30 protein-coding genes are annotated in these 25,564 nt (G+C 63.4%); 10 read left to right on the top strand and 20 right to left on the bottom strand.

Annotated elements, in window-relative coordinates:
* Positions 1-56 precede the first annotated feature (56 nt).
* From AC1RDJ_RS19625 to AC1RDJ_RS19615, 3 genes are all read left to right on the top strand, one after another.
* Positions 57-440 (top strand): BlaI/MecI/CopY family transcriptional regulator, encoded by a 384-nt coding sequence (locus AC1RDJ_RS19625; RefSeq protein ID WP_493028456.1) that lies wholly within the window; start codon positions 57-59, stop codon positions 438-440.
* Positions 437-1,684 (top strand): M56 family metallopeptidase, encoded by a 1,248-nt coding sequence (locus tag AC1RDJ_RS19620; RefSeq protein WP_493028455.1) that lies wholly within the window; start codon positions 437-439, stop codon positions 1,682-1,684. Before AC1RDJ_RS19625 ends, AC1RDJ_RS19620 begins: the two co-directional genes overlap by 4 nt.
* Positions 1,685-1,769: 85 nt before the next feature.
* Complete coding sequence (locus AC1RDJ_RS19615) at positions 1,770-2,807, top strand: oxidoreductase (protein WP_493028454.1); 1,038 nt, start codon at positions 1,770-1,772, stop codon at positions 2,805-2,807.
* Between the two features lie 6 nt (positions 2,808-2,813).
* On the opposite strand, the gene AC1RDJ_RS19610 is transcribed toward AC1RDJ_RS19615, so the two are convergent.
* From AC1RDJ_RS19610 to AC1RDJ_RS19590, 5 genes are all read right to left on the bottom strand, one after another.
* Positions 2,814-3,143 (bottom strand): hypothetical protein, encoded by a 330-nt coding sequence (locus AC1RDJ_RS19610; RefSeq protein ID WP_493028549.1) that lies wholly within the window; start codon positions 3,141-3,143, stop codon positions 2,814-2,816.
* Positions 3,143-3,607, bottom strand: coding sequence for a carboxypeptidase regulatory-like domain-containing protein (locus AC1RDJ_RS19605; protein ID WP_493028453.1), 465 nt, complete (start codon positions 3,605-3,607; stop codon positions 3,143-3,145). The genes AC1RDJ_RS19610 and AC1RDJ_RS19605 overlap by 1 nt, the downstream gene beginning before the upstream one ends.
* Positions 3,608-3,677: 70 nt before the next feature.
* Positions 3,678-3,869 carry a YqaE/Pmp3 family membrane protein gene (locus AC1RDJ_RS19600; RefSeq protein ID WP_010393172.1) on the bottom strand — a complete coding sequence of 64 codons (192 nt, stop codon included), beginning with the start codon at positions 3,867-3,869 and terminating at the stop codon, positions 3,678-3,680.
* A gap of 94 nt (positions 3,870-3,963) precedes the next feature.
* Positions 3,964-4,839 (bottom strand): alpha/beta fold hydrolase, encoded by an 876-nt coding sequence (locus AC1RDJ_RS19595; RefSeq protein ID WP_493028452.1) that lies wholly within the window; start codon positions 4,837-4,839, stop codon positions 3,964-3,966.
* Positions 4,840-4,860: 21 nt separating this feature from the next.
* The gene (locus tag AC1RDJ_RS19590) at positions 4,861-5,754 is read right to left on the bottom strand and encodes a LysR family transcriptional regulator (protein WP_493028451.1); all 894 of its coding nucleotides are present in this window, start codon (positions 5,752-5,754) and stop codon (positions 4,861-4,863) included.
* Positions 5,755-5,881: 127 nt separating this feature from the next.
* Between AC1RDJ_RS19590 and AC1RDJ_RS19585 the strand changes: the two genes are divergently transcribed.
* Both AC1RDJ_RS19585 and AC1RDJ_RS19580 read left to right on the top strand, forming a co-directional pair.
* On the top strand, positions 5,882-6,625 hold the full coding sequence (locus AC1RDJ_RS19585; protein WP_493028450.1) for a sulfite exporter TauE/SafE family protein: 744 nt from the start codon (positions 5,882-5,884) through the stop codon (positions 6,623-6,625).
* Entirely contained in the window at positions 6,613-6,867 is a 255-nt protein-coding gene (locus AC1RDJ_RS19580) for a GNAT family N-acetyltransferase (protein WP_071325452.1), read from the top strand. Before AC1RDJ_RS19585 ends, AC1RDJ_RS19580 begins: the two co-directional genes overlap by 13 nt.
* Here AC1RDJ_RS19580 and pyrE read toward each other — a convergent pair.
* The gene (gene pyrE / locus AC1RDJ_RS19575) at positions 6,864-7,526 is read right to left on the bottom strand and encodes an orotate phosphoribosyltransferase (RefSeq protein WP_493028449.1); all 663 of its coding nucleotides are present in this window, start codon (positions 7,524-7,526) and stop codon (positions 6,864-6,866) included. The two genes, AC1RDJ_RS19580 and pyrE, sit on opposite strands and share 4 nt — an antisense overlap.
* Before the next feature lie 132 nt (positions 7,527-7,658).
* Between pyrE and AC1RDJ_RS19570 the strand changes: the two genes are divergently transcribed.
* Positions 7,659-8,435, top strand: coding sequence for an exodeoxyribonuclease III (locus AC1RDJ_RS19570; RefSeq protein WP_034784687.1), 777 nt, complete (start codon positions 7,659-7,661; stop codon positions 8,433-8,435).
* On the opposite strand, the gene AC1RDJ_RS19565 is transcribed toward AC1RDJ_RS19570, so the two are convergent.
* The 14 genes from AC1RDJ_RS19565 to AC1RDJ_RS19500 form a co-directional block, all read right to left on the bottom strand.
* The gene (locus tag AC1RDJ_RS19565; protein WP_493028448.1) at positions 8,425-9,168 is read right to left on the bottom strand and encodes a hypothetical protein; all 744 of its coding nucleotides are present in this window, start codon (positions 9,166-9,168) and stop codon (positions 8,425-8,427) included. The genes AC1RDJ_RS19570 and AC1RDJ_RS19565 overlap by 11 nt on opposite strands.
* On the bottom strand, positions 9,155-10,099 hold the full coding sequence (locus tag AC1RDJ_RS19560; protein WP_493028447.1) for a pseudouridine synthase: 945 nt from the start codon (positions 10,097-10,099) through the stop codon (positions 9,155-9,157). The genes AC1RDJ_RS19565 and AC1RDJ_RS19560 overlap by 14 nt, the downstream gene beginning before the upstream one ends.
* 1 nt (position 10,100) lies before the next feature.
* Positions 10,101-11,003: a M48 family metallopeptidase gene (locus AC1RDJ_RS19555; RefSeq protein ID WP_289889372.1), complete on the bottom strand. Its 903-nt coding sequence runs from the start codon at positions 11,001-11,003 to the stop codon at positions 10,101-10,103.
* Positions 10,984-12,243: an AmpG family muropeptide MFS transporter gene (locus tag AC1RDJ_RS19550; protein ID WP_493028446.1), complete on the bottom strand. Its 1,260-nt coding sequence runs from the start codon at positions 12,241-12,243 to the stop codon at positions 10,984-10,986. The genes AC1RDJ_RS19555 and AC1RDJ_RS19550 overlap by 20 nt, the downstream gene beginning before the upstream one ends.
* Positions 12,243-12,854, bottom strand: a complete 612-nt coding sequence (gene metW, locus AC1RDJ_RS19545; protein ID WP_071325458.1) for a methionine biosynthesis protein MetW — start codon at positions 12,852-12,854, stop codon at positions 12,243-12,245. The genes AC1RDJ_RS19550 and metW overlap by 1 nt, the downstream gene beginning before the upstream one ends.
* The gene (gene metX / locus AC1RDJ_RS19540) at positions 12,851-14,053 is read right to left on the bottom strand and encodes a homoserine O-succinyltransferase MetX (RefSeq protein WP_289889370.1); all 1,203 of its coding nucleotides are present in this window, start codon (positions 14,051-14,053) and stop codon (positions 12,851-12,853) included. The genes metW and metX overlap by 4 nt, the downstream gene beginning before the upstream one ends.
* Positions 14,054-14,187: 134 nt before the next feature.
* A complete protein-coding gene (gene ptsP, locus AC1RDJ_RS19535; protein WP_493028445.1) occupies positions 14,188-15,930 on the bottom strand; it encodes a phosphoenolpyruvate--protein phosphotransferase in 1,743 nt (580 codons plus the stop codon).
* A gap of 44 nt (positions 15,931-15,974) precedes the next feature.
* A complete protein-coding gene (locus AC1RDJ_RS19530) occupies positions 15,975-16,244 on the bottom strand; it encodes an HPr family phosphocarrier protein (protein WP_010393142.1) in 270 nt (89 codons plus the stop codon).
* A gap of 92 nt (positions 16,245-16,336) precedes the next feature.
* The gene (locus AC1RDJ_RS19525) at positions 16,337-16,741 is read right to left on the bottom strand and encodes a PTS sugar transporter subunit IIA (RefSeq protein WP_029496035.1); all 405 of its coding nucleotides are present in this window, start codon (positions 16,739-16,741) and stop codon (positions 16,337-16,339) included.
* A 15-nt stretch (positions 16,742-16,756) separates the two neighbouring features.
* Positions 16,757-17,713 (bottom strand): glutathione synthase, encoded by a 957-nt coding sequence (gene gshB / locus AC1RDJ_RS19520; protein ID WP_493028444.1) that lies wholly within the window; start codon positions 17,711-17,713, stop codon positions 16,757-16,759.
* Positions 17,714-17,822: 109 nt separating this feature from the next.
* Entirely contained in the window at positions 17,823-19,121 is a 1,299-nt protein-coding gene (gshA, locus tag AC1RDJ_RS19515) for a glutamate--cysteine ligase (protein ID WP_070222828.1), read from the bottom strand.
* 347 nt (positions 19,122-19,468) lie between these two features.
* Positions 19,469-21,010, bottom strand: coding sequence for an ammonium transporter (locus AC1RDJ_RS19510; protein ID WP_289889368.1), 1,542 nt, complete (start codon positions 21,008-21,010; stop codon positions 19,469-19,471).
* Between the two features lie 11 nt (positions 21,011-21,021).
* Positions 21,022-21,360, bottom strand: coding sequence for a P-II family nitrogen regulator (locus AC1RDJ_RS19505; RefSeq protein WP_010393464.1), 339 nt, complete (start codon positions 21,358-21,360; stop codon positions 21,022-21,024).
* Positions 21,361-21,371: 11 nt separating this feature from the next.
* Positions 21,372-22,136: a TorF family putative porin gene (locus AC1RDJ_RS19500; protein ID WP_493028443.1), complete on the bottom strand. Its 765-nt coding sequence runs from the start codon at positions 22,134-22,136 to the stop codon at positions 21,372-21,374.
* A 270-nt stretch (positions 22,137-22,406) separates the two neighbouring features.
* Between AC1RDJ_RS19500 and AC1RDJ_RS19495 the strand changes: the two genes are divergently transcribed.
* The 4 genes from AC1RDJ_RS19495 to AC1RDJ_RS19480 all read left to right on the top strand — a co-directional run bounded on the left by AC1RDJ_RS19495 (position 22,407) and on the right by AC1RDJ_RS19480 (position 25,435).
* Positions 22,407-22,655 carry an accessory factor UbiK family protein gene (locus AC1RDJ_RS19495; protein WP_035824443.1) on the top strand — a complete coding sequence of 83 codons (249 nt, stop codon included), beginning with the start codon at positions 22,407-22,409 and terminating at the stop codon, positions 22,653-22,655.
* Positions 22,656-22,766: 111 nt separating this feature from the next.
* Positions 22,767-24,287: a YifB family Mg chelatase-like AAA ATPase gene (locus AC1RDJ_RS19490; RefSeq protein WP_493028442.1), complete on the top strand. Its 1,521-nt coding sequence runs from the start codon at positions 22,767-22,769 to the stop codon at positions 24,285-24,287.
* Between the two features lie 77 nt (positions 24,288-24,364).
* A complete protein-coding gene (locus AC1RDJ_RS19485; protein WP_071325464.1) occupies positions 24,365-24,910 on the top strand; it encodes a hypothetical protein in 546 nt (181 codons plus the stop codon).
* A gap of 180 nt (positions 24,911-25,090) precedes the next feature.
* A complete protein-coding gene (locus tag AC1RDJ_RS19480) occupies positions 25,091-25,435 on the top strand; it encodes a DUF1840 domain-containing protein (protein ID WP_071325465.1) in 345 nt (114 codons plus the stop codon).
* The last annotated feature ends 129 nt before the right edge of the window (positions 25,436-25,564 follow it).

Raw genomic sequence — 25,564 nt, 5'->3', positions numbered from 1 at the left:
TTTTGTCTACAACGATTATTCTAGCCTTATTGAATTTCAGGCAAGAGGAAAACAGCATGCCCAAGACCCCCGACATCCCGAAACCGACGGCAGCCGAACTCGATCTGCTGCAGGCGCTGTGGCCGCTGGGCGCCGCCACGGCCAAGCAGGTGCACGAGGCGATGGCGCTGGCCAAGCCGGCCATCACGTATGGCACCGTGCTGCGCCTGATGCAGATCATGCACGCCAAGGGCTTGCTGATCCGCGATGCAAGCCAGCGGTCGCACGTGTATGCGCCGGCCCAGGCGCAGGACAGCCTGCAGACGAACCTGCTGAAGGAATTGATGCAGAAAGCCTTTGCCGGCTCGGCCAAGGCGCTGGTGCTGGCGGCCCTGCGCACGGGCGTGTCGCGCGCCGAACGCGAGGAGATTGAAAAAATGCTCAAGGATGAACAATCATGAGCGGCTTCGTGCCGGCCCTGGGCTGGACCCTGCTGCACTTCCTGTGGCAAGGCCTGCTGATCGGCTGCGCCACGGCGCTGGCGCGGGCCGTCCTGCGCAATGCGCGCCCCGAGGCGCGTTACGCCGTCGGCTGCGGCGCCCTGCTGGCCTGCCTGGCATGGCCGGCGGCGGGCTTGTATCTGCGCCTGGACGGCGGCGAGGCCACGGCGGCCCTTTTCTCCGGCACCTTGCTGCCGGCCGCCCTGCTGGTGCCCGACAGCTTGCCCGACCTGGACCTGGCCTTGCGCGCCATCGTCGGCATCTGGGCCCTGTGCGCCGCCATGCTGGCCCTGCGCATGGCGCTGGGCATGCTGTGGATAGGGCGCAGCGCTAGCAAGAACGGGGCCACGCACGCCCTCTGGCAAACGCGCCTGTCCAGCATGGCGCAAGACGCCGGCGTGACGCGGCCCGTGCGCCTGCGCGTGCTCGACGGCATTGCCAGCCCGCTGACGGCCGGCATCTGGCGCCCCATGGTGCTGGTGCCCGCCGCGCTGATCACCGGCATGCCGCCGCACCTGCTCGAGGCGCTGCTGGCGCACGAACTGGCGCATATCCGGCGCCACGATTATCTGCTCAACCTGCTGCAAAACGCCATCGAGGCGCTGCTGTTCTTCCACCCTGCCGTCTGGTGGATTTCACGCGGCGTGCGCCTCGAACGCGAACACATTGCAGATGATTTCGCAGCAAGACAACTGGGCGAACCGCGGCGTCTGGCTCTTGCACTCTCGGAACTGGAACGTCTCCAGTTCTCAACCCACCACCTGGCCCAGGCGGCCAACGGAGGAGATCTTATGTCACGTATCAAACGATTGCTGCGCCCCGCACCACAAACCCTGAACTGGAAAGCGGCCATACCGCTGCTGGCGCTGGCTGGCGCCTGCCTCGGCATCTATGGCCAGGCCGTCGCCGCCGATAGCGCCCCGGCAGCGGATCGCCAGGCCGTCGCCGATTTTGCCACCTGCAGCAAACCGGTCTACCCAGCCGCCTCACGGCAGGCAAAAGAGGCCGGCACCGTCAACCTGTCACTCGATATCGATGCCAACGGCAAGGTACAGGCATCGAAACTGGTGCGCAGCAGCGGCCATCCGGCCCTCGATGAGGCGGCGCGCAGCGGCATCGCCAAGTGCATCTTCAAACCGGCGCTGGCCGGCGGCAAGCCGGTCAGTTCGACCGTGCCCTTCCAGTACGTCTGGAGTCTGAAGTAATGCCAGGGCGGCGCACCGCGCATGCGGTGGCGCCGCCCGCTTGCAGGTATGATCATGGCTTCTTTCACGTTCCCTTGAACACGCCATGAACAAGATCAAAACCGGCCTCGTCGGCTACGGCTTTGCCGGCGCCACCTTCCACGCTCCCGTACTGTCCACCATCGATGCCCTGGAACTGGCCGCCGTCGCCTCCAGCAAACCCGACCTCGTGCACAAGGATTGGCCGCAAGCGACCGTGTATGCGGAAGCGGCGCAGCTGTTTGCCGACCCCGCGATCGAACTGGTGGTCATTGCCGCCCCCAACGAAGCCCATTTCAGCCTGGCGCTGGCGGCCCTGCAAGCGGGCAAGCACGTGGTGGTGGACAAGCCATTCACGATTTCCAGCGCCGAGGCGCAGACCCTGATCGCCGTGGCCAGCGAGCGCAAGCTGGTGCTCAGCGTGTACCACAACCGGCGCTGGGATGGCGATTTCCTGACCCTGAAAACGCTGCTGGCGCAAGGGACGCTGGGCCGTATCGCCAGCGTCGAATCGCACTTCGACCGTTTCCGTCCCGAGATCCGCCAGCGCTGGCGCGAGTCCGATGCGCCGGGCGGCGGGCTGCTGTACGACCTGGGCCCGCACATGCTGGACCAGGCCATGCAATTGTTCGGCCAGCCGGAGAAACTGTACGCGGACATCGCCCTGCAGCGCGACGGCGCGCAGGCCGTCGACTACATGCATATCGTGCTGTACTACGACAGGCTGCGCGTGGTGCTGCAAGCCGGCTGCCTGGTGAAGGCGCCGACGGCGCGCTTCGCCGTGCACGGCGATCAGGGCAGTTTCGTGAAGTTCGGCCTCGACCCGCAGGAAGACGCCTTGAAGGCGGGCGGCAGGCCGGGCCAGCCCGGCTGGGGCGTGGATCCCGTGCGCGGCGCGCTGCACCTGGGCGCGCAGCCGGACGGCCAGTGCCAGCACCTGGAGATGCAGCCTGGCCGCTACCAGGATTTTTACCAGGGCATGGCCGACGCCATCCGCCACGGCACGCCGGCCCCGGTGGCGGCAGAGGATGCGGCGGCGACGATACGCCTGATCGAACTGGCCCTGCAAAGCGCCGCCGAAGGCCGCGTGCTCACGGTCGCCTGATCAACCTCAGTTGATGACGAAGGCCAGCACCACGGCGCCCAGCGCCAGCAGTGCCAGGCCGCAGATGAACACCAGCTCGCCCCACCATTCGTAGCGCAGGCGCGCATGGCCGGGGCGCAGCGACATGAAAGACATGACGGCGCTGACGAGAAACACGATGGCGTCGACGGCCAGCAGCTTGTCGATGACCACGCGCACGTCGCCGCGCGGCGCCAGGTGGCCGATCGACAGCACCGTCATGCACACGCCGATCATCGTTGCCGAGGTGGGCAGGATATGGGCAGACAAACCGCGCGCCGGCACGCCCTGTTCGGGCGCCTTGCCGTCGCCTGGCATCACGACTGGCCCTGGTTCGTCCCCGCCGGCCAGACCAGCTCCACTCGCGCGGACGATCCGGCCTTGACCTGCACCTTGCGATCCAGCGTCTTGCCGGCCAGGCTGGCGCGCAGGCTGTAGCTGCCCGGCGCCAGCTTCGCCAGCAGGAAGGGGCCGCTGGCCGTCGTCTCGAGCACCACGACGCCCTTGGCGTCGCGTATTTCCAGCTTCACGTCGGAGGCAAATTCCGCCTTGCCCGCCGCCTGCACGGAAAACACGAGGCTCAAAGGCCAATGCCGGCTGGCGCTCTTGATGGCCGTCGATTCATCGAGGCCGATGCCGCCGCTCAGGTACTCGACGGCCCCGCTCTTTTGCACGGTCGGCAATGCGCTCTCGCTCTGCGCCTGCGCCGCACTTCCCAGCAACAGGCCGGCGGCCAGCATCGCCCCCGCCAGGCCCCGGATACCGCGTCTGTTTGGTGCCATCTCATTCTCCTCGCGTCGTGTCGTTTGAATCAAGATAGGAAGCGCAGCTTAGGCCAGCCTTAGAACGCGGTCAGCGGCGCCGCATGGCCTCGGCGATCTTCTGGTCCGTCTTGTACTGGCTCAGCGCGTACACGGCCCAGATCGTGGCGGGCAGCCAGCCGATCACGGTAATTTGCAGTATCAGGCAGATGATGCCGGCGATCGGGCGGCCGATCGTGAAAAAGGTCAGCCATGGGAGTATCAAAGCAATCAGCAAGCGCATATTGTTTCCTTGTGCATCCCCTGTGCCGCGGGGACCGGGCCGGCTTGCGCCAGCGTTGAAAATAGTGAAACCCATTATAGCGATACGGGCGGGATCAAGCCCCGGCCGGCGCGAGCAATTTTTCCATCCAGGCCAGGATGGCGGCAAAGATTTCGTCGCGGTTCAGCTCATTGAAATTCTCGTGGTAGTTGGCCGGATAGAAATGGTAATCGAGCAAGCCGTCCGGCACGCTGCGCAGCATGGTTTCCGTGGCGCGGCTGTTGGCCAGCTTGTCGTCGCCCGCCACCACGGCGAACAGGGGAAAACGCCAGCCGGCCAGGCCCGCCGACAGCGACTTTTGCGCCGTCGTCAGCGCATGCGCGAAGCGCACCGATGCTTCGCTGGCGCGGATGCCGTCGCGCTCGTCCTGGAAATGGCGCTCGGTGATGGCCTGGTCATGCGTGAGCAGCATGGTCAAGTTGCCCAATGGCACTTTCATCGTGGGGAAACGCTGCGCCAGCCAGCCCGACAGCATCTGCAGCACCTTCGGCACGGGAATCGCATTCACGTAGTACGGCGACGAAATGATGAAGCCCTGGATGGCCGGGTCGTCCGCGCAACGCCGCAGCCCCAGGTGCGTGGCGATCAGGCCGCCCATGGAATGGCCCATGACGAATACGGGCAAGCCCGGATACGCCTGCTTGACCCAGGCGAGGAACAGCTCCGCATCATCGAGGAAGGCCTCGAACGACGGGATATCGACCTTGCGCTTGCCATCGTGCCCCACCATGTCGAAACTCACCGTGGCGATGCCGTGCTGGCGGAAGTACCGCGCCGGCGTGACATAGTCGCCCGCATGCGCCATGCCGCCGTGGATCGCCAGGATCACGGCGCGCGGCCGTTGCGGCTCTGGCGGCTGCCAGATATGGATAGGCCGCTCAACCTGATCGCTGCACAGCAGGCTGGCCATCTTGTCTTCTGAAAAACGCATCGCTACTCCTGTCATGCCCCGTCACGCTTGCAGATGTTCGACCAGCTGGCGCGCGTACAGGGGTAATTCACTGAACTGGCGCACGCAGATCATCAGATTGCGTACCGACCAGGGATCGGATAATTCCATGCAGCGCAGCGCCATCGTCTGCTGGCAGCGGCGCGCCGCCGCCAGCGGCACCACGCTGACGCCCACGCCGCTGGCCACCATGCGGCACACGGCATCGAAGCTGCGCAGGCGCACGCGCACTTTCAACGGGCGGCCCAGGCGCGCCGCATGCAGGCCCAGGTACTGCTGCATCGCGCTGTCGTCGGCCAGGCCGATGAAATCGTGATCGAGCACCGTGGAGAAATCGACGACGCCATCCTGGCCCAGGGCGCGGTAATGCACGCCGTCCGCCGCCGCGATCACCACCAGGCGGTCGGGGCGAAACAAGAACGTCTGCAGGCCGCGCATGTCGACCGAGTCGGAAACGATGCCCATGTCGGCCAGCCCTTCCGAGACGGCCTTGACGATATCGTAACTGAGGCGCTCCTCCAGGTCGACGGAGAGATTCGGGTGGCGGTCGAGAAAAGCGCCAAGCGCCTCGGGCAGGAACTCGCTGAGCGCGGCCGTGTTGCACAACAGGCGCAGCTGGCCTTTCAAGCCGCGCGCAAATTCGCCAAGCTCGCCGCGCATTTTCTCCATTTGCAGCAACACCAGGCGCGCGTGATGCAGCAGGGTCTGGCCCACCGGCGTCGGCTCCACGCCGCGCCGGCCGCGCAGCAGCAACGGCATGCCCAGCATCTCTTCCATGCCGCGCACGCGCGCGCTGCTCGATGCCAGCGCCAGATGGCTGCGCGCGGCGCCCGCCGTCAGGCTGCCCGCTTCCACCACGTTGACAAACAGCCGCAAGTCGACCAGATCAAAGCGCATGACAGCCCTCCCTTGCCAACATCTTATCAGTCTTCGTATTTTACAGAGGCTGACTCAAAATAATCCGCCTTGGCGAAATCCGCGAACACGCGCAGAATCCACGCAAATTCACTATGGAATAAAAAAGATGGAGACGTCATTCCTGCTGGCCGTCGGCGCCAGCTTCCTCGTCGCTGGCTTCGTCAAGGGCGTAGTCGGACTGGGACTGCCGACGGTGGCGATGGGCATGCTCAGCCTCGTCATGGCGCCCGTGCAGGCGGCGGCCCTGCTGATCGTGCCGTCGATGGTGACGAACGCATGGCAGCTGGCGACCGGCCCCGGCTTGCGCGTCCTGCTGCGCCGTTTGTGGCCGATGCTGGCCGCCGTCATGGCCGGCACCCTGGCGGGTGGCGCCTGGCTGCCGCGCGACAGCGGCGTATGGGCCGTCGTCGCGCTGGGCGTGGCGCTGATGCTGTATGCGCTGGCGGGATTGCTCTCGCTGCACGTGCGGGTGCCGGCGCGCCACGAAGCGTGGCTGGGGCCTCTGGCCGGCGCCGCGACGGGGCTGGTGACGGCGGCGACTGGCGTGTTCGTGATCCCGGCCGTGCCGTATCTGCAGGGACTGGGGCTGGCGCGCGATGCGCTGGTGCAGGCGCTGGGATTGGCGTTTACCGCCTCGACCGTGGCGCTGGCCGCCAGCCTGGCCCTGCATGGCGACTTCAGCCTGGGTGCGGCCGGCGCATCGGCCTATGCGCTGCTGCCGGCGCTGGCGGGCATGCTGGCCGGGCAATGGCTGCGCGGGCGCATCGCGCAAGACGTGTTCAAGCGCTGCTTTTTTATCGGGCTGTTTTTTCTGGGCCTGCATTCGGCGCTGAAGCCATGGCTGGCGTGATGACCATCGACTGGCAGGGCGAACACGCCCTGTGCGCGTGGATCGACGGCCAGCAGGTGGCCATGCTCGACATCAGCAAGCACGCGAACGCCGTGACGGTGAACATGCTGTTCGTGAAACCGCCGTTCCGGCGGCGCGGCATCGGCGGCGCGCTGCTGCGGCGGCTGTTGCAATGCCATCCGCAAGCCGGCGCCGCCTGCAGCGACCCGCGGCTGCGGGTGCTGCTGGAGAAGACTACTTAAATGCCATAACGGGTGCGGTAGGCGGAAACGGCCTCTTTGTGCTTCAGCAGTTCCGGATCGGCGCCGGCGCCGTTCAGGTAGCCGAACAGGTCGTCCAGGTTGCCGATCGAGATGACGGGAATGCCGTATTGTTTCGACACTTCCTGCACCGCCGAACTTGGCGACAGCTGGCCGTCCGGGCCCGAGCGCTCCATGCGGTCCAGGGCGATCAGCACGGCGCATGGCTCGGCGCCGGCGGCGCGGATCATGTCCACCGATTCGCGCACCGAGGTGCCGGCCGAGATCACATCGTCAATGATGACAACCTTGCCATGCAGTTTGGCGCCGACGATGGTGCCGCCTTCGCCATGGTCCTTGGCTTCCTTGCGGTTGAAGGCGAACGACGTGTTGCGGCCCTTGCCGGCCAGCGCCACGGCGGTGGCCGATGCCAGGGTGATGCCCTTGTAGGCGGGGCCGAACAGCATGTCGAATTCGACGCCCGAGTCGAGCAGGGTCTGCGCGTAGAACTGCGCCAGCTCGGCCAGGGTGGCGCCGTCATGGAACAGGCCCGCATTGAAGAAGTACGGCGATGATCGCCCGGCCTTGGTGGTGAACTCGCCGAACCGCAAGACTCCCTTGGATACTGAAAACGCGATAAACTGCTGGTGTAAATTATTCACATTAGCCTCATTTTTTAAAAGTGCCTGTATTTTAATCCGCGCGCACCGGCGAGACAATCGCCATGCCATGCCCGCCGGCCCCGTCCAGCGCCGGTTTTGCTCAACATTCGCTCTGAAGACTGCCTTTCGACCATGCCAAAAATTATCTCCGCCAACCTGAACGGTATCCGTTCCGCCGCCAAAAAAGGCTTTTTCAACTGGATGGGCACGCAAACCGCCGATTTCATCTGCGTGCAGGAATTGAAGGCGCAGCTGCCCGACATGACGCCGGAATTCCTCAACCCGCATGGCTACCATGGCCATTTCCACTACGCCGAGAAAAAGGGCTATTCCGGCACGGGCGTGTACAGCAAGGTCGAACCGGACGCCGTGCATATCGGCTTCGGCAGCCCGGAATTCGATGCCGAAGGCCGCTACGTACGCTGTGATTTTGGCAACCTGTCCGTCATTTCCGTGTACTGCCCGTCCGGCTCGTCCGGCCCGGAGCGCCAGGAAGCCAAGTTCCGCTTCATGGAACTGTTCCTGCCGCACCTGCTGGCATTGAAGGCGCTGGGCCGCGAAGTGGTCATCTGCGGCGACTGGAATATCGCCCACCATGAAATCGACCTGAAAAACTGGAAGGGCAACAAGAAAAACTCCGGCTTCCTGCCCGAGGAGCGCGCGTGGCTCACGCGCGTCTTCGACGAAGTGGGCTTTGTCGACGTGCACCGCGGCCTGGACAAGCGCGAAGACCAGTACACGTGGTGGAGCAACCGCGGACAAGCCTACGCGAAGAACGTGGGCTGGCGCATCGACTACCACGTCGCCACGCCTGGCATCGCGGCCCAGGCGCACACGGTCAGCGTCTACAAGGACGAACGCTTTTCCGACCATGCGCCGCTGATCATCGACTACACGCTCAAGAGCTGAACAGCGCTTCCAGGTCGGCCGTCGCCAGCGGCTGGCTGCGCGCATTGTCCAATTGCGCGCGGAACGATTTGCGCGGGTGAACCGTCAGGATCTTGCCCGTGACGGCCAGCCGGTCGACCAGGCTGGGCGCCATCGATGGAAACTGCGCCTCGCCCAGCTTCTGCACGCGCTCCGCGCCCGTCGCCAGATGCACGGCACGCACGAATACCTCGGTTGGCTGCGGATGCGCGGGAATGGTTTGCTCGATGGCGAGCGCATAGTGCTTCGTGGTCTTGCTCTTGAGCGTGAGGCGGAAGGCCTCGCCCGCCGTCGCGATCTCCGCCTGCACCTCGTCCAGCACCTTCGCCATGGCCGGTGCCAGCGCGCCCAGCACGGCAAACGTGGCGCGGCCCAGCACCGCCATTTTCTCGGGCTGGGGCAGCGCATTGAAGGTGGCGGGGTCCAGCCCATGCAGCACCACCTGGTGCCATGCCTCGGCCGCGCGGTCGGACAGGGCGATGGCGCCGTCAGGCAGCGACGCCGTCAGGCACAGGTACAGCTGGCTGGCGTGGCCGATCGACACGTCCAGCTGGCCGCAGCGGCGCGCGATGCGTTCGCCCAGCGCCGTGGCGCCTGCGGGAACGTCGAACAGGCTGCCCGCATACGCGGGAAAACGCTGGCCCCGCTGGGGCGGCTCGGCGCTTTCAAAGTAGCGCACATCTTCCAGCAAGCGGGCTGGCTTATCCTGCGCCATGGCACTCCTCTCCCTCCAGCGCCAGCACCCTGCGGCTGGCATACTGGCGCTCCTGCCCCGTCAACGGATCGGTGAACGCGATGGCGCGCGCCAGCAGCTGCAGCGGCTGCGACATGTCGTCCTCCTTGCACGGCAGGGCCAGCGGATAAAACGCATCGTTGACGATGGGGATGCCCAGCGACGCCAGGTGCACGCGCAGCTGGTGCTTGCGGCCCGTGTGCGGCTGCAGCCGATACAGGTTCAGCTCGCCGCGCTGTTCGATAATGTCGATAATGGTTTCCGAATTCGGCTCGCCCGCTTCCTCGCGCATGAGGAAAAACTTGTCGCCATCGACCATGCGGCTGCGGTAGGTGAATGGAAAATCACGGCCATCGAGGCGCGGCGCCAGCGCTTCATAGGTCTTGCGCACTTCGCGGCGCTGGAACAGCGACTGGTAGGCGCCACGGCTGGACGGCTGGCGCGAAAAGATCACCACGCCGGCCGTCTCGCGGTCGAGGCGGTGGATCGGCGTCAGCTCGGCGCAATCGAGGCTTTTCTTCAGGCGCGTCAGCAAGGTCTCCTGCACGAAGCGCCCGCCCGGCGTCATGGGCAGGAAATGCGGCTTGTCGACCACCACCAGGTGCTCGTCCTGGTACAGGATCGCTTCCTGGAACGGGATCGGCGTTTCGCGTTCCAGCTCGCGGTAGTAAAAGATGCGCATGCCGCGCCGGTACGCGCTGCCCGGCGCCAGCGCGGCGCCGTCGCCATCGACCACGTCGCCGCGCGCCATGCGGTCCAGCCATTGCGCGGCGCTGATCTGCGGATAGCGCTCGACCAGAAAGGACAGCATGTCGGGCCACTGTCCTTCCGGCAGCCACAGGTAGCTGGGCGCGACGCCGTCGCGCATGGGCAGCGGCACGGCGGCCGCCGGCTTGTTGCCGCGAACGGACATCCTAGCGCGCGGCAATCGCGTTGCTGCGGTATGGCGGCAAGGCGTCGACGCTGACGCCCTTGCTGCGCGCGTACAGCGGCAGCACCTGCGCCATGTGGCTGTTCATCTGCGAGATGCGGTCCTTGCCCGACGGGTGCGTCGAGAGGAATTCCGGCGGCGCGCCCTTGCTCACGGCGGCCATTTTCTGCCACAGCACGACGCCGGCGCGCGGGTCGAAACCGGCGCGCGCAGCCAGGTCCATGCCGATCAGGTCCGCTTCGCGTTCATCGTCGCGCGAGAACTTCAGCATCACGCCCTGGGCCGCCATATTCGTGGCGGTGCTGGTCAGGTTCGGATCGACGCCGAGCCAGGCCGACAGGCCCGCGCCGGCCAGCTTGGCGCCGACGGCCGCCAGGTTGCCCTTGCCCGCCTGCGCCTGCGAGTGCTCGCGCAGCGCATGCGAAATTTCATGGCCCATGACGACGGCGACTTCATCGTCGGTCAGGTTCAGCTTGGTGATAATCCCGCTGTAAAAGGCGATCTGCCCGCCCGGCATGCAAAAGGCGTTGACCTGGTCGGAATTGAGCAGGTTGATCTGCCAGTTCCAGTTGGCCGCCGCTTCGTTCCAGCGCGTGGCGAACGGGATGATGCGCTGCGCGATGGCGCGCAGGCGCCTGACCTGCGGATCGCTGTCGGGCACCAGCGCATTTTTTTCCTTCGCTTCGTTGACCAGCTGCGCATATTGCTGCTTCGATTGTGCATTGAAATCGGCGCCGCCGGCAAAGATGCGCGAAGTCGACAAGGGACGCACCTTGATGCCATCCTGGACCGTTGCCTGCTGGGCGAAGGCGGACAGGGGCGCCAGCGCGGTAACCGCGCACAGGCTGGCCAGGACGGCGCAGCGTTTAAGGGATATTGGTGCCATTGGCAGACCTCCATGGAGCAATTTTAGGCAACATCATCATGGCCGGGAAGGCCAGGAAGAAGCAGACGATGAAAAACGAGAACCAGCCCAGCTCGGCGACGAGGAAACCGACCGAGGCGTTGATCAGGGTGCGCGGCACGGCGCTCAGGCTGGAAAATAGCGCATATTGCGTGGCCGTGTAGCGCGGATCCGTGGTGCGCGACAGGAACGCAACAAAGGCGGCGGCGCCCAGCCCCAGGCTGGCAAACGCCTCGAAGCCGATCACGGCGCTGAGCAGCACGGTATTCGGCCCCACTTGCGCCAGCCAGGCAAAACCGAGGATGGCGATCGCCTGCAGCGCGCCAAACACCCACAGGCCGCGGTTGATGCCCAGCTTGAGCATCCACACGCCGCCCACCACGCCACCGGCCAGGCTGGCCCAGAAACCCGTGGTATTGGCGGCCAGGCCGATCTGCGTCATGCTAAAGCCAAGGTCCAGGTAAAACTTCGTCGCCAGCGCCGTCGCCATGCTGTCGCCGATTTTATACAGTAATACGAAGGAGAGGATCCACATTGCGTTGCGCCAGCCATCGCGCGCGATGAATTCCTGGAATGGCAGGATGATCGCTTCGCGCATGGTCTTCGGCGGCGAGCCGTACACGCTCGGCTCCTTCACCAGCAAGGTGCAGACAAAACCGGGCAGCATGAAGGCGGCCGTGATCCAGAACACGGGCTGCCACGGCATGCGGTCGGCCAGGATCAGCGACAGCGCGCCCGGCACCATGCCGGCCACCTTATACGCGTTGACGATGACGGCCGCGCCCAGGCCCTGCTCGTTATCGCTGAGGATTTCACGGCGGTAGGCATCGATGACGATGTCCTGGCTGGCCGACAAAAAGGCCACGCCGCCGGCGGCGGCCGCGATCAGGCCGATCTGCGTGAGCGGATCGAGCATGCCCATGGCGCCGATGGAAAAGAACAGCGCCACCTGCGTGAGCGCCATCCAGCCGCGCCGGCGCCCCAGGCCGAGGATGCTGTAACGGTCCATCAGGGGGGCCCACAGGAATTTCCAGATATACGGGAACTGCACCAGGGCGAACAGCCCCAGCGCCTTCACGTTCAGCCCCGACTTGGCCAGCCACGCCTGCAGCAGGTACAGCAGGATGAACAGGGGCAGGCCGGAACTGAAGCCCAGCACCAGCACGGCCAGCATGCGGCCGTTGGCATAGGAGCGCCAGCCTGGCGCCGGGCTCTTGCTCATCAATGCACCGCTTTTTTACGCAGGCGGAAGACGGCCAGGTCGCCGCGCAGGTTCGGCAGCACGGACACCATCTTGCCTTCGGCCAGGGCCACGCACTCGATCACTTCCAGGCCGCACTCCTCGGCCAGTTCGCGGAAGTCGTTGATCGTAGCGCAGCGCACGTTGGGCGTGTCGTACCACTGGTAAGGCAGCGATTTCGACACGGGCATGCGGCCCTTCAGCAGCGCCACGCGGTGCGGCCAGTAGGCGAAGTTGGGAAACGAGACGATGGCCTCGGCGCCCACGCGCACGATGTCGCGCAACAGCGGCTCGACCTGTTTCATCATCTGCAGCGACGACAGGCACAGCACCGTGTCGAAGCTGTTGTCGCCAAAGATGGACAAGCCCTTTTCCATGTCCTGCTGGATCACATTCACGCCGCGCAAGGTACTGGCCAGTACCTTGTCGTCGGCGATCTCGATGCCGTAGCCGCTGCACTCCTTGTCGCTTTGCAGGTACTCGAGCATCACGCCCTCGCCGCACCCCACGTCCAGCACATGCGCGTTGTTCGGCACCCAGTGGGCGATGAAGGCCAGGTCGGGGCGCAGCGCGCTCAATTCGTCAAAAGTCATGCGATCTCCTTCGCGCCCTGGCGGACGTCTGTGTGCTGTGCTGCCGCGGCGGGCACGCCCGCCGCGATGTCGTTCCATACCTGGCCGTAGTAGGCGCGCACCATGTTCATGTAGCGCGGGTCTTCCAGCAGGAAGGCGTCGTGGCCGTGCGGCGCATCGATCTCGGCATACGTGACCTGGCGCCGGTTGCAGACCAGCGCTTCGACGATCTCGCGGCTGCGCTCGGGCGAGAAGCGCCAGTCGGTGGAAAACGAGGCGAGGAAGAACTTGGCCTTGGTGCCCGACAGGGCCTTGGCCAGGTCGCCGCCATGCGCGCGCGCCGGATCGAAATAATCGAGCGCCTTGGTGATCAGTAAATACGTGTTGGCGTCGAAGTATTCGGAGAACTTGTCGCCCTGGTAGCGCAGGTACGATTCGATCTCGAAATCGATGCCGAAGCCGAATTTGTAGTCGCCCGTCTGCGCCGCATCGCGCAGCTTGCGGCCGAACTTTTCCGCCATGTCGTCGTTCGACAGGTAGGTGATGTGGCCCACCATGCGCGCCACGCGCAGGCCGTTCTTCGGCACCACGCCGTGCGCATAGAAGTCGCCGCCATGGTAATCGGGGTCAGACAGGATGGCCTGGCGCGCCACGTCGTTGAAGGCGATGTTCTGCGCCGACAGCTTGGCCGTCGAAGCGATCACCACGCAGTGGCGCAGCCGCTCGGGGAACATGATGCTCCACGCCAGCGCCTGCATGCCGCCCAGTGAGCCGCCCATCACGGCGGCGAACTGGCTGATGCCCAGTTCATCGGCCAGGCGCGCCTGCGCGCTGACCCAGTCTTCCACCGTGACGACGGGGAAGGCGGCGCCATACGGCTTGCCGGTGGCGGGATTGGTGTGCATCGGGCCCGTCGAGCCGAAGCAGGAGCCCAGGTTGTTGACGCCGATGACGAAGAATTTGTTGGTGTCGAGCGGCTTGCCGGGACCCACCATATTGTCCCACCAGCCCGTGCTTTTCGGTTCATCCGCGTAGACGCCGGCCACGTGGTGCGAGGCGTTCAGGGCGTGGCAAACCAGCACCGCGTTCGATTTGTCGGCGTTCAGGGTGCCGTAGGTTTCATACATCAACATATAGTCCAGCAGCGATGCTCCGCTTTGCAGCTGCAGGGGTTCCGCAAAATACATGGTTTGCGGCGAAACGATTCCAATGGATGACATGTGTGTCGGTTTATAAAGGGGGGCGGCCCCACGGGCCATGGTCGATGCAAAACCGCGATGGTAGGTTTTGCAACTTTAACATCAGGACACATCATGCCGCGCGCGATGTGTCCTGATGCTGATGAAGTGACAGTTTACATGAGCTGAAGTTGCTGGACAGCTTCCGCGATCACATTTGGCTCCATCGAGCGCATAATTTTGCGCATTTGTGGTGCGATCAGCCCCAGGTCGCTGTTGAGGATCTCTTGCTTGACCGCCAACAGTTGCGCTGGATGCATGGAAAACTCGCGCAGCCCCATGCCCAGCAGCAGGCGCGTGAGCTTGACGTCGCCCGCCATCTCGCCGCAGACGGCCACGTCTATGCCCGCCTTGTGGCCGGCGGCGATCGTCATCGAGATCAGTTGCAGCACGGCCGGATGCAGCGGATTGTACAAATGCGCCACCTCGTAATCGACGCGGTCGATGGCCAAAGTGTACTGGATCAAATCGTTCGTGCCGATCGACAGGAAATCCATGCGCTTGATGAACATGGGCAGCGCCAGCGCGGCGGCGGGAATTTCGATCATGGCGCCCACTTCGACCTCGTCGTCGAACTTGACGCCTTCCTCGCGCAGGCTGGCCTTGGCTTGCGCGATCATGGCCAGCGACTGGTCGATCTCGAACGCATGCGCGAGCATGGGTATCAGGATGCGCACCTTGCCGAAGGCCGAGGCGCGCAGAATCGCCCGCAGCTGCGTCAGGAACAGCTGCGGCTCGGCCAGGCAATAGCGGATGGCGCGCAAGCCCAGGGCCGGATTCAAGGCCGTATGGTCGGCCTGGTCGAGCGGCTTGTCGGCGCCGATGTCGAGCGTGCGGATGGTCACCACGCGCCCCTTCATCGATTGCACCGTGTTGCGGTAGGCCTCGAACTGTTCGTCCTCGGTGGGGATCTTGTGGGCCCGGCCCATGAACAGGAATTCGGAGCGGAACAGGCCCACGCCGCTGGCGCCCGACTCGAGGGCAAACGGGCAATCCTCGGGCAGCTCGATATTCGCCAGCAGGGTGATGGGGGTGCCGCACCTGGTGACGGCCGGCGTCTTTTTCAGCTTGCCCAGCTTCTTGCGCGCGCGCTGCATCGCCACCTGGCGCTCGCGGTACTGTTCCAGCACCAGCGCGCTCGGATTGGCAATGACCACGCCGGCGTCGCCGTCGATGATCAGCCAGTCGTCCTGCTCGATCAGGGTCGATGCCTGCGACATGCCGACGGCGGCCGGGATATCCAGGCTGCGCGCGACGATGGCCGTGTGCGAGTTCTGCCCGCCGACGTCGGTGATGAAGCCGATGAAGGAGCGGTCGCGGAACTGCAGCATGTCCGCCGGCGAGATATCGTGCGCGACGACGACCATCTGCGCCATCAATTCGTCTTCGGCGGCCGCTTTCGGCAGCAGCTGTTCGGTGCCCAGCAAGACCTTCAGCACGCGCTCGGCCACTTGCTGGATGTCGGCCTTGCGTTCGCGCAGATACGGATCTTCGATTTCGTCGAACTGGGCCGATAATTCATCAATTTGCGTCAGCAGCGCCCATTCGGCGTTGTAGTGGCGCGAGCGGATGATGTCGAGCGGCGCTTCGGCGATCATCGGGTCCGACAGGATCAGCGCGTGCACGTCGATGAAGGCGCCCAGTTCGGTCGGCGCATCCTTGGGCAAATCGTTCCACAGGGTTTGCAGCTCCTTGTGGACGGTGGCGATGGCGTTCTGCAAACGCTGTACTTCGGCTTCGATCTGTTCCTGGGCGACCAGGTAGTGTTTGACGTCAAGGGCGGCCGGCGCCAGCAAATGCGCGCGGCCAATGGCGATACCGCGGGAAACCGGGATGCCGTGGAGCGTGAAGGATGCCATGGGGTGACCTGTCGGAATGCGGCTGCGGCTGCGTTCGGCGGGCATTACTCGCCTTCGCCAAACCTGTCGTTGATCAGGGCGGTGAGGGCATCGACGCATGCCTGCTCATCATCGCCCTCTGCTTCCAGGGTCACTTTCGCGCCCTTGCCGGCGGCCAGCATCATCACGCCCATGATGGACTTGGCGTTGATGCGGCGCGCGTTGCGGGTCAGCCAGACGTCGCTCTTGAACTTGGCGGCCAGTTGGGTAAATTTGGCGGAAGCGCGTGCATGCAGTCCCAGCTTGTTGATGATTTCGAGTTCTTTTTGAATCATTTTTGTATAGTCTCTATCCCTGAATGCACTGCATTGATGACAGCCCTTGCCTATAAAACCCGCCGCCTTCAGGGCGGCGGCCATGTCATTCCCTACTCGCCGACGCGAATGCGGTTATCCACGCGCACGGCGCCGCTTTGCGCGCCGGCCAGCGCCATCTCCACCACCACGTCGAGCGTATCGCGGCGATACGTGATGGCGCGCAGCAACATCGGCAGGCTGATGCCGGCGATCACTTCCACCCTGCCCGCATCGGCCAGCTTGTTGCAGCAGTTCGACGGCGTGCCGCCCTTCACGTCGGTAATCACCAACACGCCGGAGCCGTCGTCGAGACGGCAGATGGCTTCCGACGCCAGCTTCTGTACTTCGGCCAGGTCCTGGTCCGCGACCACGTCGATGGCTTCAAAACGTTCCGTTGGCCCCCGAAACACATGCGCGCAAGCGGCGATGAACGCCTGTCCCAGCGGTGCATGTGTCATGAGCAAGATCCCTACCATAGTCATTTAGCCTTATTAACGTTGCTGCGTTTGCGCAACGCCTTGCTCGACCGCATCGACAAACATGGCGGCCACGTCAAAACCAGTCTGCTGCATGATTTCCTGGAAGCAGGTCGGACTGGTGACATTGACTTCCGTCAGATAGTCGCCGATCACGTCCAATCCTACCAGCATCAGGCCACGCGCGGCCAGGATGGGGCCAAGCTTTTCAGCGATTTCCAGGTCGCGCGCCGTCAATGGCTGCGCCACGCCCGTGCCGCCGGCCGCCAGGTTGCCGCGCACTTCGCCGGCCTGCGGAATGCGCGCCAGCGAAAACGGCACCGGCTTGCCGCCGATGACGAGGATGCGCTTGTCGCCCTTGACGATGTCGGCGATGAAGCGCTGCGCCATGATGGTTTGCGCGCCGTTGTCCGTCAGCGTCTCGATGATGGCGCCCAGGTTCAGGCCATCGGCCTTGACGCGGAAGATGCCCGTGCCGCCCATGCCGTCGAGCGGCTTGAAGATGACGTCCTGGTGCTTGGCGTGGAAGGCGCGCAGGCGCGCTTCGCTGGACGTGACCAGCGTCGGCGAGGTGAATTCGGAAAACTGCGCGATGGCCAGCTTTTCATTGTTGTCGCGGATGGCCGATGGCTTGTTGAAGACGCAGACGCCCTGCTTTTCCGCCAGTTCCAGCAGATACGTGCCATACACGTATTCCATGTCGAACGGCGGATCCTTGCGCTCGATGATGGCGTCCAGGGTCGACAGGCGCACTTCTTCGGTGGAGACGGCCTTGTACCAGTCGTGCTCGTCGCCCGTCAGTTCGATCTGCGTGACCCGCGCCGTGACGATGCCCTCTTCCAGCGCCATGTCCTTCTGCTCGAACGCGTAGACGGCATGGCCGCGCCTGGCCGCCTCGCGCATCATGGCGAAGGTGGAGTCTTTGTAAGTCTTGAAGCCAGCCAGCGGGTCGGCGAGGAATGCGATTTTCATGGTACGGTCCAATCGGGGTGCTTGGGTAAGGAATGCTTGATTCTAGCCGAGATCGCCAGGCGGGGTTCCCCGAGGGGAGCCGCCGCGCCCGGCAAGCGCCCGCGCCAGCTCAATACACCTCGGGATTCGGATCCGTGCGCTCCATTTCCAGCGACGCGGCCAGCAAGGCCAGGCGCGCCACCACGCCATACACATAGAAACGGTTCGGCGCGGCCGTGCCCGGCTTGGCCTTCAAGTCCGGCACGGCATGCTGCTGGGCAAATGCCAGCGGCACGTACTGCGAGCCGGGCGCGTTCAGGTTCTGGTCCACGCCCTTTTCCGCGTGCACGCGGTAGAAACCGCCCACCACGTAGCGGTCGATCATGTAGACGACGGGCTCGGCCACGGCATCCTTGATGCTTTCAAAGGTCGGCACGCCTTCCTGGATGATGACGTCGGTGACGACTTTGCCATCCTTGACGATGGACATCTTGTCGCGCTGCTTGCGCGACAGGTCGCGCACTTCGCTGGCGTCGCGCACCGTCATGATGCCCGTGCCATACGTGCCCGCATCGGGCTTGACGATGACGAAGGGCTTTTCCTTGATGCCGTATTCCTTGTATTTCTTGCGGATCTTCGCCAGCAGCACGTCGACGCTGGCGGCCAGCGCGTCTTCGCCCTCGCCTTCCTGGAAGTTGACGTCGCTGCACTTGGCGTGGAACGGGTTGAGCATCCACGGGTCGACATCGATCATCTTGCCGAATTTTTTCACCACTTCATCGTAGGCCGTGTAGTGGTTGCTCTTGCGGCGCAAGGCCCAGCCCGCGTGCAAAGGCGGCAGCAGGCTTTGCTCATGAATATTTTGCAAGATATCGGGAATGCCGTCCGACAAGTCGTTATTCAGCAAAATCGTGCACGGATCGAAATCCTTCAAGCCCAGGCGGCGGCCATTGTTCAGGCGCACGAGGGGCTCGATGACCAGCATATTTCCGTCAGGCAAGGCCAATGGCGTCGGCTGCGTGATTTCGGGCGACCAGGAGCCGAAGCGCACGTGCAGCCCCGTCTGGCGGAAGATCTGCATCAGGCGCGCCACGTTCTGCAGATACTGCGGCGTGGTGTTGTGCAACTCCGGCACGATCAGCAGGTTGCGGGCATCCGGGCAATACTTGTCGATGGCGGCCATGGCCGCTTGCACGGACAGGGGCAGCATTTCCGTGGCCAGGTTATGGAAACCGCCAGGGAAGAGATTGGTATCGACGGGGGCCAGCTTGTAGCCGGCGTTGCGCAAGTCAACCGAGCAATAGAAAGGCGGCGTGTGCTCTTGCCACTCCATGCGGAACCAGCGCTCAATGGCCGGCGTCGCGGCCAGAATCTTTTTTTCGAGGTCGAGCAGCGGTCCGGTCAGGGCCGTGACGAGGTGGGGAACCATAGTTACATCCTTAAATTATGTGCAGTAATCGAAAAGCACACAGAACTGCCGACTATATTACCGTGTAAGTACCCCAAATCGGGGCAAAAGCCTTGTTTTAAAGACCTTTTCCATTCCCATAACGAAAAAAAGGCGCCTCGATGAGGCACCTTTTCAAGCAAAACAACGCTGGCATGCTGCGCCGGGGCGCCGCAGTACCAGAAAATCAACAATCACACCGTCTGACAAAACCGTAGCGAGCGGCGGCGAGTTGCGGCTGAGAAGCGGAGCTGTGCGCATGCACAGTGAGCATGCACAGTGAGCATCGCAGGCCGCAAATCGCGACGCGCAGCAGGTTTGGCCTGGCGTTACCCGTGGTAGGCCTGTTCGCCGTGGCTGGTGATATCGAGGCCTTCGCGCTCTTCCTCTTCCGGTACGCGCAGGCCGATGACGATGTCGACCAGTTTATAGGCGATGACGGACACGACAGCCGACCAGATGATGGTCGTGCCGACAGCCTGCGCCTGTACCCACACCTGGTGGCCGATCGAATACGGGTCGGCCGACATCTTGTTGGTGACATAGTCGAAGATGCCCTGGCCGCCCAGTTGCGGCGCCGCAAACACGCCCGTCAGCAAGGCACCGAGGATGCCGCCCACGCCATGGACGCCGAACACGTCGAGCGAATCGTCGGCGCCGATCAGGCGTTTCAAGCCATTCACGCCCCACAGGCAGACGATACCGGCGAGCAAGCCGATGACCAGGCCGCCCATCGGGCCGACGAAGCCGGCCGCCGGGGTGATGGCCACCAGGCCGGCAACGGCGCCGGACGCGCCGCCGAGCATGGAAGGCTTGCCCTTGGTAATCCACTCGCCAAACACCCACGACAGGGTGGCGGCAGCCGTGGCCAGCATGGTATTGACGAAGGCCAGAGCCGCCACGTCGCCCGCTTCCATCGAGGAACCGGCATTGAAACCGAACCAGCCCACCCACAGCAGGGACGCGCCGATCATGGTCATCGTCAGCGAATGCGGCGCCATCGATTCACGGCCGTAGCCGACGCGCTTGCCGATCATGATGGCGCCCACCAGGCCGGCGATAGCGGCATTGATGTGCACCACGGTGCCGCCGGCGAAGTCCAGCGCGCCTTTTTGCCAGATCCAGCCAGCCTTGGCCGCTTCGGTGGCTGCCGTCGCCGCATCGGTGATCAGGTCAGGGCCGGTCCAGAACCAGACCATGTGCGCCGCTGGCAGGTAGGCAAACGTGAACCACAGTACGACGAAGGCCAGCACGGCGGAAAACTTGGCGCGTTCGGCAAAGGCACCGACGATCAGCGAGCAGGTAATCGCGGCAAACGTGCCCTGGAAGGCGACAAACACGAACTCGGGAATGACGACGCCCTTGCTGAAGGTGGCGGCGGCGGCAAACGTGCCCTTGGCCGGATCCCAGATGCCATTCAGGAAGAGACGGTCGAAGCCGCCGAAGAAGGCGGTTTTCTCCGTGAAGGCGACCGAGTAGCCATAAATGCACCACAGCACCACCACCAGGGAAAACACCATGAACACTTGCATCAGCACCGACAGCATGTTCTTCGAGCGCACCAGGCCGCCGTAGAACAGGGCCAGACCTGGGATCGTCATCAGGATCACCAGCACGGTGCAGATCATCATGAAACTGGTGTCGCCCTTGTTGGCGACGGGCGCCGGCGCGGCAGCCGCTGGGGCAGGAGCGGCGGCGGCTGGCGCGGCAGCCGGCACGGCGGCATCGGGCGCAGGCGTCACGGCAGGCGTGGCGACAGCGGCCGTCACGGCTTCCGGCTTGGCCGGGGCATCGGCAAAGCTGGGCGCGGCAACCCCAAACGCACACAGACAGGCTAACCCAGCTAACAATGTTGTTATATTTTTACGCATCAATATTCCCCTTAGAGCGCTTCGTTGCCGGTTTCACCGGTACGGATGCGGATGACCTGTTCCAGGTTGTACACAAAAATCTTGCCATCACCGATTTTACCGGTGCGCGCGGCGCCCTCGATGGCTTCGATGGCCTGGTCGACAATGGCGTCGTCGACCGCCGCTTCGATTTTGGTTTTTGGCAGGAAATCAACCACATACTCGGCGCCACGGTACAGTTCCGTATGGCCTTTCTGACGGCCGAACCCCTTCACTTCGGTGACGGTAATCCCTTGCACATTGATAGCCGACAAGGCTTCGCGCACTTCGTCCAGTTTGAACGGTTTAATGATTGCAGTAATCATTTTCATGGCAGTCTCGCTTAAAAGGTTTTGGAAACAGTCAATACGAGGCCCGTTTTCGCCAGATTCTTGCCATTGGGCGCCAGCGAAGCGATGTTGGCCTTCACGGCAGCCAGCGACACGGTCGCCATGCCGAAATCCTTGGTCACGCCGATCTTGTAATCGCTATAGCTGAGGGAATTGTTATGCTCGACCTTTTGCCGGCCCACGTGCAGGTTCAGCATGTAGCCATCATGCACTTCCACGTTGGCGCCCAGGTCCAGGTAACCGCTATTCTTGCTGTCGGCCACGCCGAACAGATTCGTCGTCGAATGCGAGTACTTGATATATAGCGGGCCATAACCGAGCTGGCCGTACAGTTCGAAGGTATTCGCATTCGTGCTCAGGCCATTCGACGGATAGAAGTAATACAGGCCGCCCACGTCATACGTGAAATCCTTGCTGATTTCGCCGCGCTTGCCGCCGTAGATATCCCATTCCAGATCCGTATCGCCGCCGCCATCCTTGATCCATTTGATGCTCGACAACCAGGTGCCCACGTACAGGCCAGTCGGATTGTGCGTATAGTCGGCGCCGCCGCTGACGGCAGGTTTCAGGCGGCTTTGCGACAGGCCACGGTAACGGTAATCGCTGGTCAGCGCCACGTTGTAGCTGACCACGTTGTCGGGCACGGCTTCGGCGGCGGGCGCCGCTGCCGCTTCCTGCGCCATCGCGTTGCCGCACAAGGCGGTCATGGCCAGTGTCAACGCTGCTGCTAAAGTCATGTTCTTGGACAGATTCTTCATGGCGATTCCCTTTTATTGAACTTTTAAAGCGGTTGAGGTTTAAAATCTTGGCTGGAGATCACAAAGCGTTCATCTATGCTTTAGCAGAATACGTGCCAGCTCCATTGCCACCTTGACAGGTGCGTTTCCGTCCATACATACCCTGCAAGCCCCTGGGCATGCCGGAACGGGCGGCTAAAGCATTGTGAATTTGCCCAGTTTCGCACCAGATTAACGCCGCTGTGCACCGCAATGGTGCGATGCACAGGCCGCACCATAAAAGGACTGACCATGGACATGAATACCTTCTTTAACGACTTGCAAGGCAAGATCCATCAAGCCATCGAAAACTCGCCGGCCAAGGATATCGAGAAGAACGTGAAATCGATGATGACCCAGGGCTTCGCCCGCCTGGATCTCGTCACGCGCGAGGAATTCGATATCCAGGCCCAGGTCCTGGCCAAGACCCGCGCCAAGCTCGATGCACTGGAATTGCGCCTGATCGAACTGGAAACGCGCCTGAACGATCCAAAAGCGTAAATCGCCGCACGCAGGGCGCCGTAATCGGCGTTCTTGCTGGCATAGCGCAAGCCGCACGCCGTTTCAAGGACTAGACTGATCCTGCCCGCGCCCGCGCTACAGGGGGATCTGATGAGTCTGGCAGTCCTGAAAAGCCGTGCCCTGGCCGGCATGGAAGCGCCCGAGGTAAGTGTCGAAGTCCATCTTGCCAATGGCTTGCCGTCCTTTACGATCGTCGGCTTGCCGGATACGGAAGTGAAGGAATCGCGCGACCGCGTACGTGCCGCGCTGCAAAACTGTGGTTTTGACATGCCGGCGCGGCGCATCACGGCCAACCTGGCCCCGGCGGATCTGCCCAAGGAATCGGGCCGTTTCGACCTGCCCATCGCGCTAGGCATTCTGGCCGCCTCCGGCCAATTGCCGGGCGACCAATTACACCACTATGAATTCGCTGGCGAACTGTCGCTGTCAGGACAGCTACGTCCCATCCGGGGCGCGCTGGCCATGACGTTTGCCATGCAACGCGACAAGACCGGCGTGCCGCGCGCCTTCATCTTGCCGCACGCGAATGCGGACGAGGCGGCGCTCGTCCGCGATGCCGGCATCTACCCAGCCCACACCCTGCTCGAGGTATGCGCGCATTTTGCCGCGCGCGCCAGCCATACGCCCCTGCAGCGCCACCAGCCCATGCCGGCTGCACCCGCTTTCCTGTATCCGGACTTTGCCGATGTGCAGGGACAACAGCAAGCGCGCCGCGCGCTGGAAGTGGCTGCCGCTGGCGGCCACAACGTCCTGATGGTGGGTCCGCCTGGTGCAGGCAAGACCATGCTGGCCAGCCGTTTTCCCGGCGTGCTGCCACCGATGAGCGACGAAGAGGCGTTGGAATCGGCCGCCGTGCATTCGCTGGGCGGCAATTTTAAAGTGGAACACTGGAAACGGCGCCCCTACCGTGCGCCTCATCAGACGGCTTCCGGCGTGGCCTTGGTGGGCGGAGGCAATGTTCCGCAGCCCGGCGAAATTTCGCTGGCGCACTGCGGCGTGCTCTTCCTCGATGAAATTGCCGAATTCGACCGCAAAGTGCTCGACGTGCTGCGCCAGCCCATGGAATCGGGCGTCATCACCATTTCGCGCGCGGCCCGCCAAGCCGATTTTCCCGCCCGCTTCCAGCTGATCGCCGCCATGAACCCGTGTCCCTGCGGTTATCTGGGTCACGCATCCGGCCGCTGCCGGTGCACGCCGGACGCCGTGCTGCGCTACCACAGCCGCTTGTCCGGACCGCTGCTCGACCGTATCGACTTGCAGATTGAAGTGGCGGCCATGCCGCCGGAGTCGCTGGGCAGGCTAGCCGGTGCTGGCGAAGGCACGCAACAAATCGCCACGCGCGTGGCGGCGGCGTCTGCCCTGCAATTGGCGCGCCAGGGCAAATCGAACCAGCGGCTGAACAACGTGGAAATCGAACAGCATTGCCAACTCGAACAACATGGCGAACGGCTGTTGCACAGCGCCATGTTGCACCTGCACTGGTCGGCACGCACTTATCACCGGGTGCTGCGCGTGGCCCGCAGCATCGCCGACCTGGCAGGCAGTCCAGCCATCGGACAAGCACATGTGGCCGAAGCGATCCAGTACCGGCGCGTGCTGCGTGAAATATAAGGTGGGCAGATAAGGTGGCCCAATCCGCCCGTACGCGCGCGATTGCACATGATGGGCGGCGCTGCTACCATCTGCTGATGAAAAAAACATCACTTGCCCTATTTCTGGCGACGCTTGCCGCTGCCAGCGTCCTGGCCGCCTGCAGTCCGAAATTCGACTGGCGCGATTATCGCAGCCCCGACGCCCAGTTCACGGCCTTGTTTCCTGGCAAGCCGGCCGTACTGACGCGCGAAGTGGATCTCGACGGCAAGAAAGTCAGCCTGACCATGACCGCCAGCGAAGTCGATGGCAGCACCTTCGCCATCGGCAGCGCCGTGCTCGACACTGCGGAGCAGGCGCAGGCGGCCTTGCCCGCCATGCGGACAGCATTATTGAAAAATATCAATGGCACCGTGCGCAGCGAAAAATCGGCATCGGCGGCCAGCAGCTCGCCGGCCGGCACACGCCAGCGCAGTTCGCTGAGCATCGAGGCGGCCGGTACGCAGCAAGGCAAGCCGGTCTTGCTGGTCGGACGTTTCGTGGCGCAGGACAAACGCATCTTCCAGGTCATCATCCTCGGCGAAGAAAGCAAGCTATCGCGTGACACCATCGATACCTTCATGGACGCCGTGAAGCTCGATTGAGACTTAACGCTTGCTTAAATGGCGGTCCGCACGAGAGATGGGCCCTTGTAAATAGGTGCGCTGTCCAACAGATGGGAGTATCCGGTTTGCAATCGTGCCAACCGGGCAAACGGACGGCCTGTGTGAAGTTTCAAGTCGTGATATTGTTTCGACACTAACAACAAGTTCCAGAAAGCGCTTATGTTGATCTCATTCAAATCCAAATCCTCCCCTGAAGTGCTGATGTACCAGGAACATGCGCAGCGTATCCTCGACATCCTGCACAAGAACCCCACGCGCGGCGTCATCACGCCTGCCGAAGCGGGAGATGCCCTGGCCCTGCTGGAAAAAGAAGTCGCGGAAAGCAAACTGCATCCCGAAAACGACATCGAGCACGATGCGCATACGCCAGAAACGCTGGAAGATGGCGAAACGGGCGCCCATGCGCGTGCGCAAAAAGTCCATTTTTCGCAGCGCGCCTATCCGTTGATGGAAATGCTGCGCTCGGCCAAGGCGGAAGGTGAAAGCATCACCTGGGGCATCTAGTCCGATAACCGCTGCAGACGAAAAAAAACCCCGCATCTGCGGGGTTTTTTTATATAACAAGCCTGACGATAACCTACTTTCACACTGGTTGCAGCACTATCATCGGCGCAAAGTTGTTTCACGGTCCTG

Source organism: Janthinobacterium sp. GW822-FHT07H10 (assembly GCF_058798675.1).
Note: the sequence above shows the minus strand (reverse complement) of the source record. Positions and strands in the feature narration are given on the sequence as shown.

Bases quoted from the DNA above. Each gene is read 5' to 3' on its own strand.
- AC1RDJ_RS19625 (WP_493028456.1), top strand. From the start codon at position 57: ATGCCCAAGACCCCCGACATCCCGAAACCGACGGCAGCCGAACTCGAT.
- AC1RDJ_RS19620 (WP_493028455.1), top strand. From the start codon at position 437: ATGAGCGGCTTCGTGCCGGCCCTGGGCTGGACCCTGCTGCACTTCCTG.
- AC1RDJ_RS19615 (WP_493028454.1), top strand. From the start codon at position 1,770: ATGAACAAGATCAAAACCGGCCTCGTCGGCTACGGCTTTGCCGGCGCC.
- AC1RDJ_RS19610 (WP_493028549.1), bottom strand. From the start codon at position 3,143: ATGCCAGGCGACGGCAAGGCGCCCGAACAGGGCGTGCCGGCGCGCGGT.
- AC1RDJ_RS19605 (WP_493028453.1), bottom strand. From the start codon at position 3,607: ATGGCACCAAACAGACGCGGTATCCGGGGCCTGGCGGGGGCGATGCTG.
- AC1RDJ_RS19600 (WP_010393172.1), bottom strand. From the start codon at position 3,869: ATGCGCTTGCTGATTGCTTTGATACTCCCATGGCTGACCTTTTTCACG.
- AC1RDJ_RS19595 (WP_493028452.1), bottom strand. From the start codon at position 4,839: ATGCGTTTTTCAGAAGACAAGATGGCCAGCCTGCTGTGCAGCGATCAG.
- AC1RDJ_RS19590 (WP_493028451.1), bottom strand. From the start codon at position 5,754: ATGCGCTTTGATCTGGTCGACTTGCGGCTGTTTGTCAACGTGGTGGAA.
- AC1RDJ_RS19585 (WP_493028450.1), top strand. From the start codon at position 5,882: ATGGAGACGTCATTCCTGCTGGCCGTCGGCGCCAGCTTCCTCGTCGCT.
- AC1RDJ_RS19580 (WP_071325452.1), top strand. From the start codon at position 6,613: ATGGCTGGCGTGATGACCATCGACTGGCAGGGCGAACACGCCCTGTGC.
- AC1RDJ_RS19570 (WP_034784687.1), top strand. From the start codon at position 7,659: ATGCCAAAAATTATCTCCGCCAACCTGAACGGTATCCGTTCCGCCGCC.
- AC1RDJ_RS19565 (WP_493028448.1), bottom strand. From the start codon at position 9,168: ATGGCGCAGGATAAGCCAGCCCGCTTGCTGGAAGATGTGCGCTACTTT.
- AC1RDJ_RS19560 (WP_493028447.1), bottom strand. From the start codon at position 10,099: ATGTCCGTTCGCGGCAACAAGCCGGCGGCCGCCGTGCCGCTGCCCATG.
- AC1RDJ_RS19555 (WP_289889372.1), bottom strand. From the start codon at position 11,003: ATGGCACCAATATCCCTTAAACGCTGCGCCGTCCTGGCCAGCCTGTGC.
- AC1RDJ_RS19550 (WP_493028446.1), bottom strand. From the start codon at position 12,243: ATGAGCAAGAGCCCGGCGCCAGGCTGGCGCTCCTATGCCAACGGCCGC.
- metW (WP_071325458.1), bottom strand. From the start codon at position 12,854: ATGACTTTTGACGAATTGAGCGCGCTGCGCCCCGACCTGGCCTTCATC.
- metX (WP_289889370.1), bottom strand. From the start codon at position 14,053: ATGTCATCCATTGGAATCGTTTCGCCGCAAACCATGTATTTTGCGGAA.
- ptsP (WP_493028445.1), bottom strand. From the start codon at position 15,930: ATGGCATCCTTCACGCTCCACGGCATCCCGGTTTCCCGCGGTATCGCC.
- AC1RDJ_RS19530 (WP_010393142.1), bottom strand. From the start codon at position 16,244: ATGATTCAAAAAGAACTCGAAATCATCAACAAGCTGGGACTGCATGCA.
- AC1RDJ_RS19525 (WP_029496035.1), bottom strand. From the start codon at position 16,741: ATGGTAGGGATCTTGCTCATGACACATGCACCGCTGGGACAGGCGTTC.
- gshB (WP_493028444.1), bottom strand. From the start codon at position 17,713: ATGAAAATCGCATTCCTCGCCGACCCGCTGGCTGGCTTCAAGACTTAC.
- gshA (WP_070222828.1), bottom strand. From the start codon at position 19,121: ATGGTTCCCCACCTCGTCACGGCCCTGACCGGACCGCTGCTCGACCTC.
- AC1RDJ_RS19510 (WP_289889368.1), bottom strand. From the start codon at position 21,010: ATGCGTAAAAATATAACAACATTGTTAGCTGGGTTAGCCTGTCTGTGT.
- AC1RDJ_RS19505 (WP_010393464.1), bottom strand. From the start codon at position 21,360: ATGAAAATGATTACTGCAATCATTAAACCGTTCAAACTGGACGAAGTG.
- AC1RDJ_RS19500 (WP_493028443.1), bottom strand. From the start codon at position 22,136: ATGAAGAATCTGTCCAAGAACATGACTTTAGCAGCAGCGTTGACACTG.
- AC1RDJ_RS19495 (WP_035824443.1), top strand. From the start codon at position 22,407: ATGGACATGAATACCTTCTTTAACGACTTGCAAGGCAAGATCCATCAA.
- AC1RDJ_RS19490 (WP_493028442.1), top strand. From the start codon at position 22,767: ATGAGTCTGGCAGTCCTGAAAAGCCGTGCCCTGGCCGGCATGGAAGCG.
- AC1RDJ_RS19485 (WP_071325464.1), top strand. From the start codon at position 24,365: ATGAAAAAAACATCACTTGCCCTATTTCTGGCGACGCTTGCCGCTGCC.
- AC1RDJ_RS19480 (WP_071325465.1), top strand. From the start codon at position 25,091: ATGTTGATCTCATTCAAATCCAAATCCTCCCCTGAAGTGCTGATGTAC.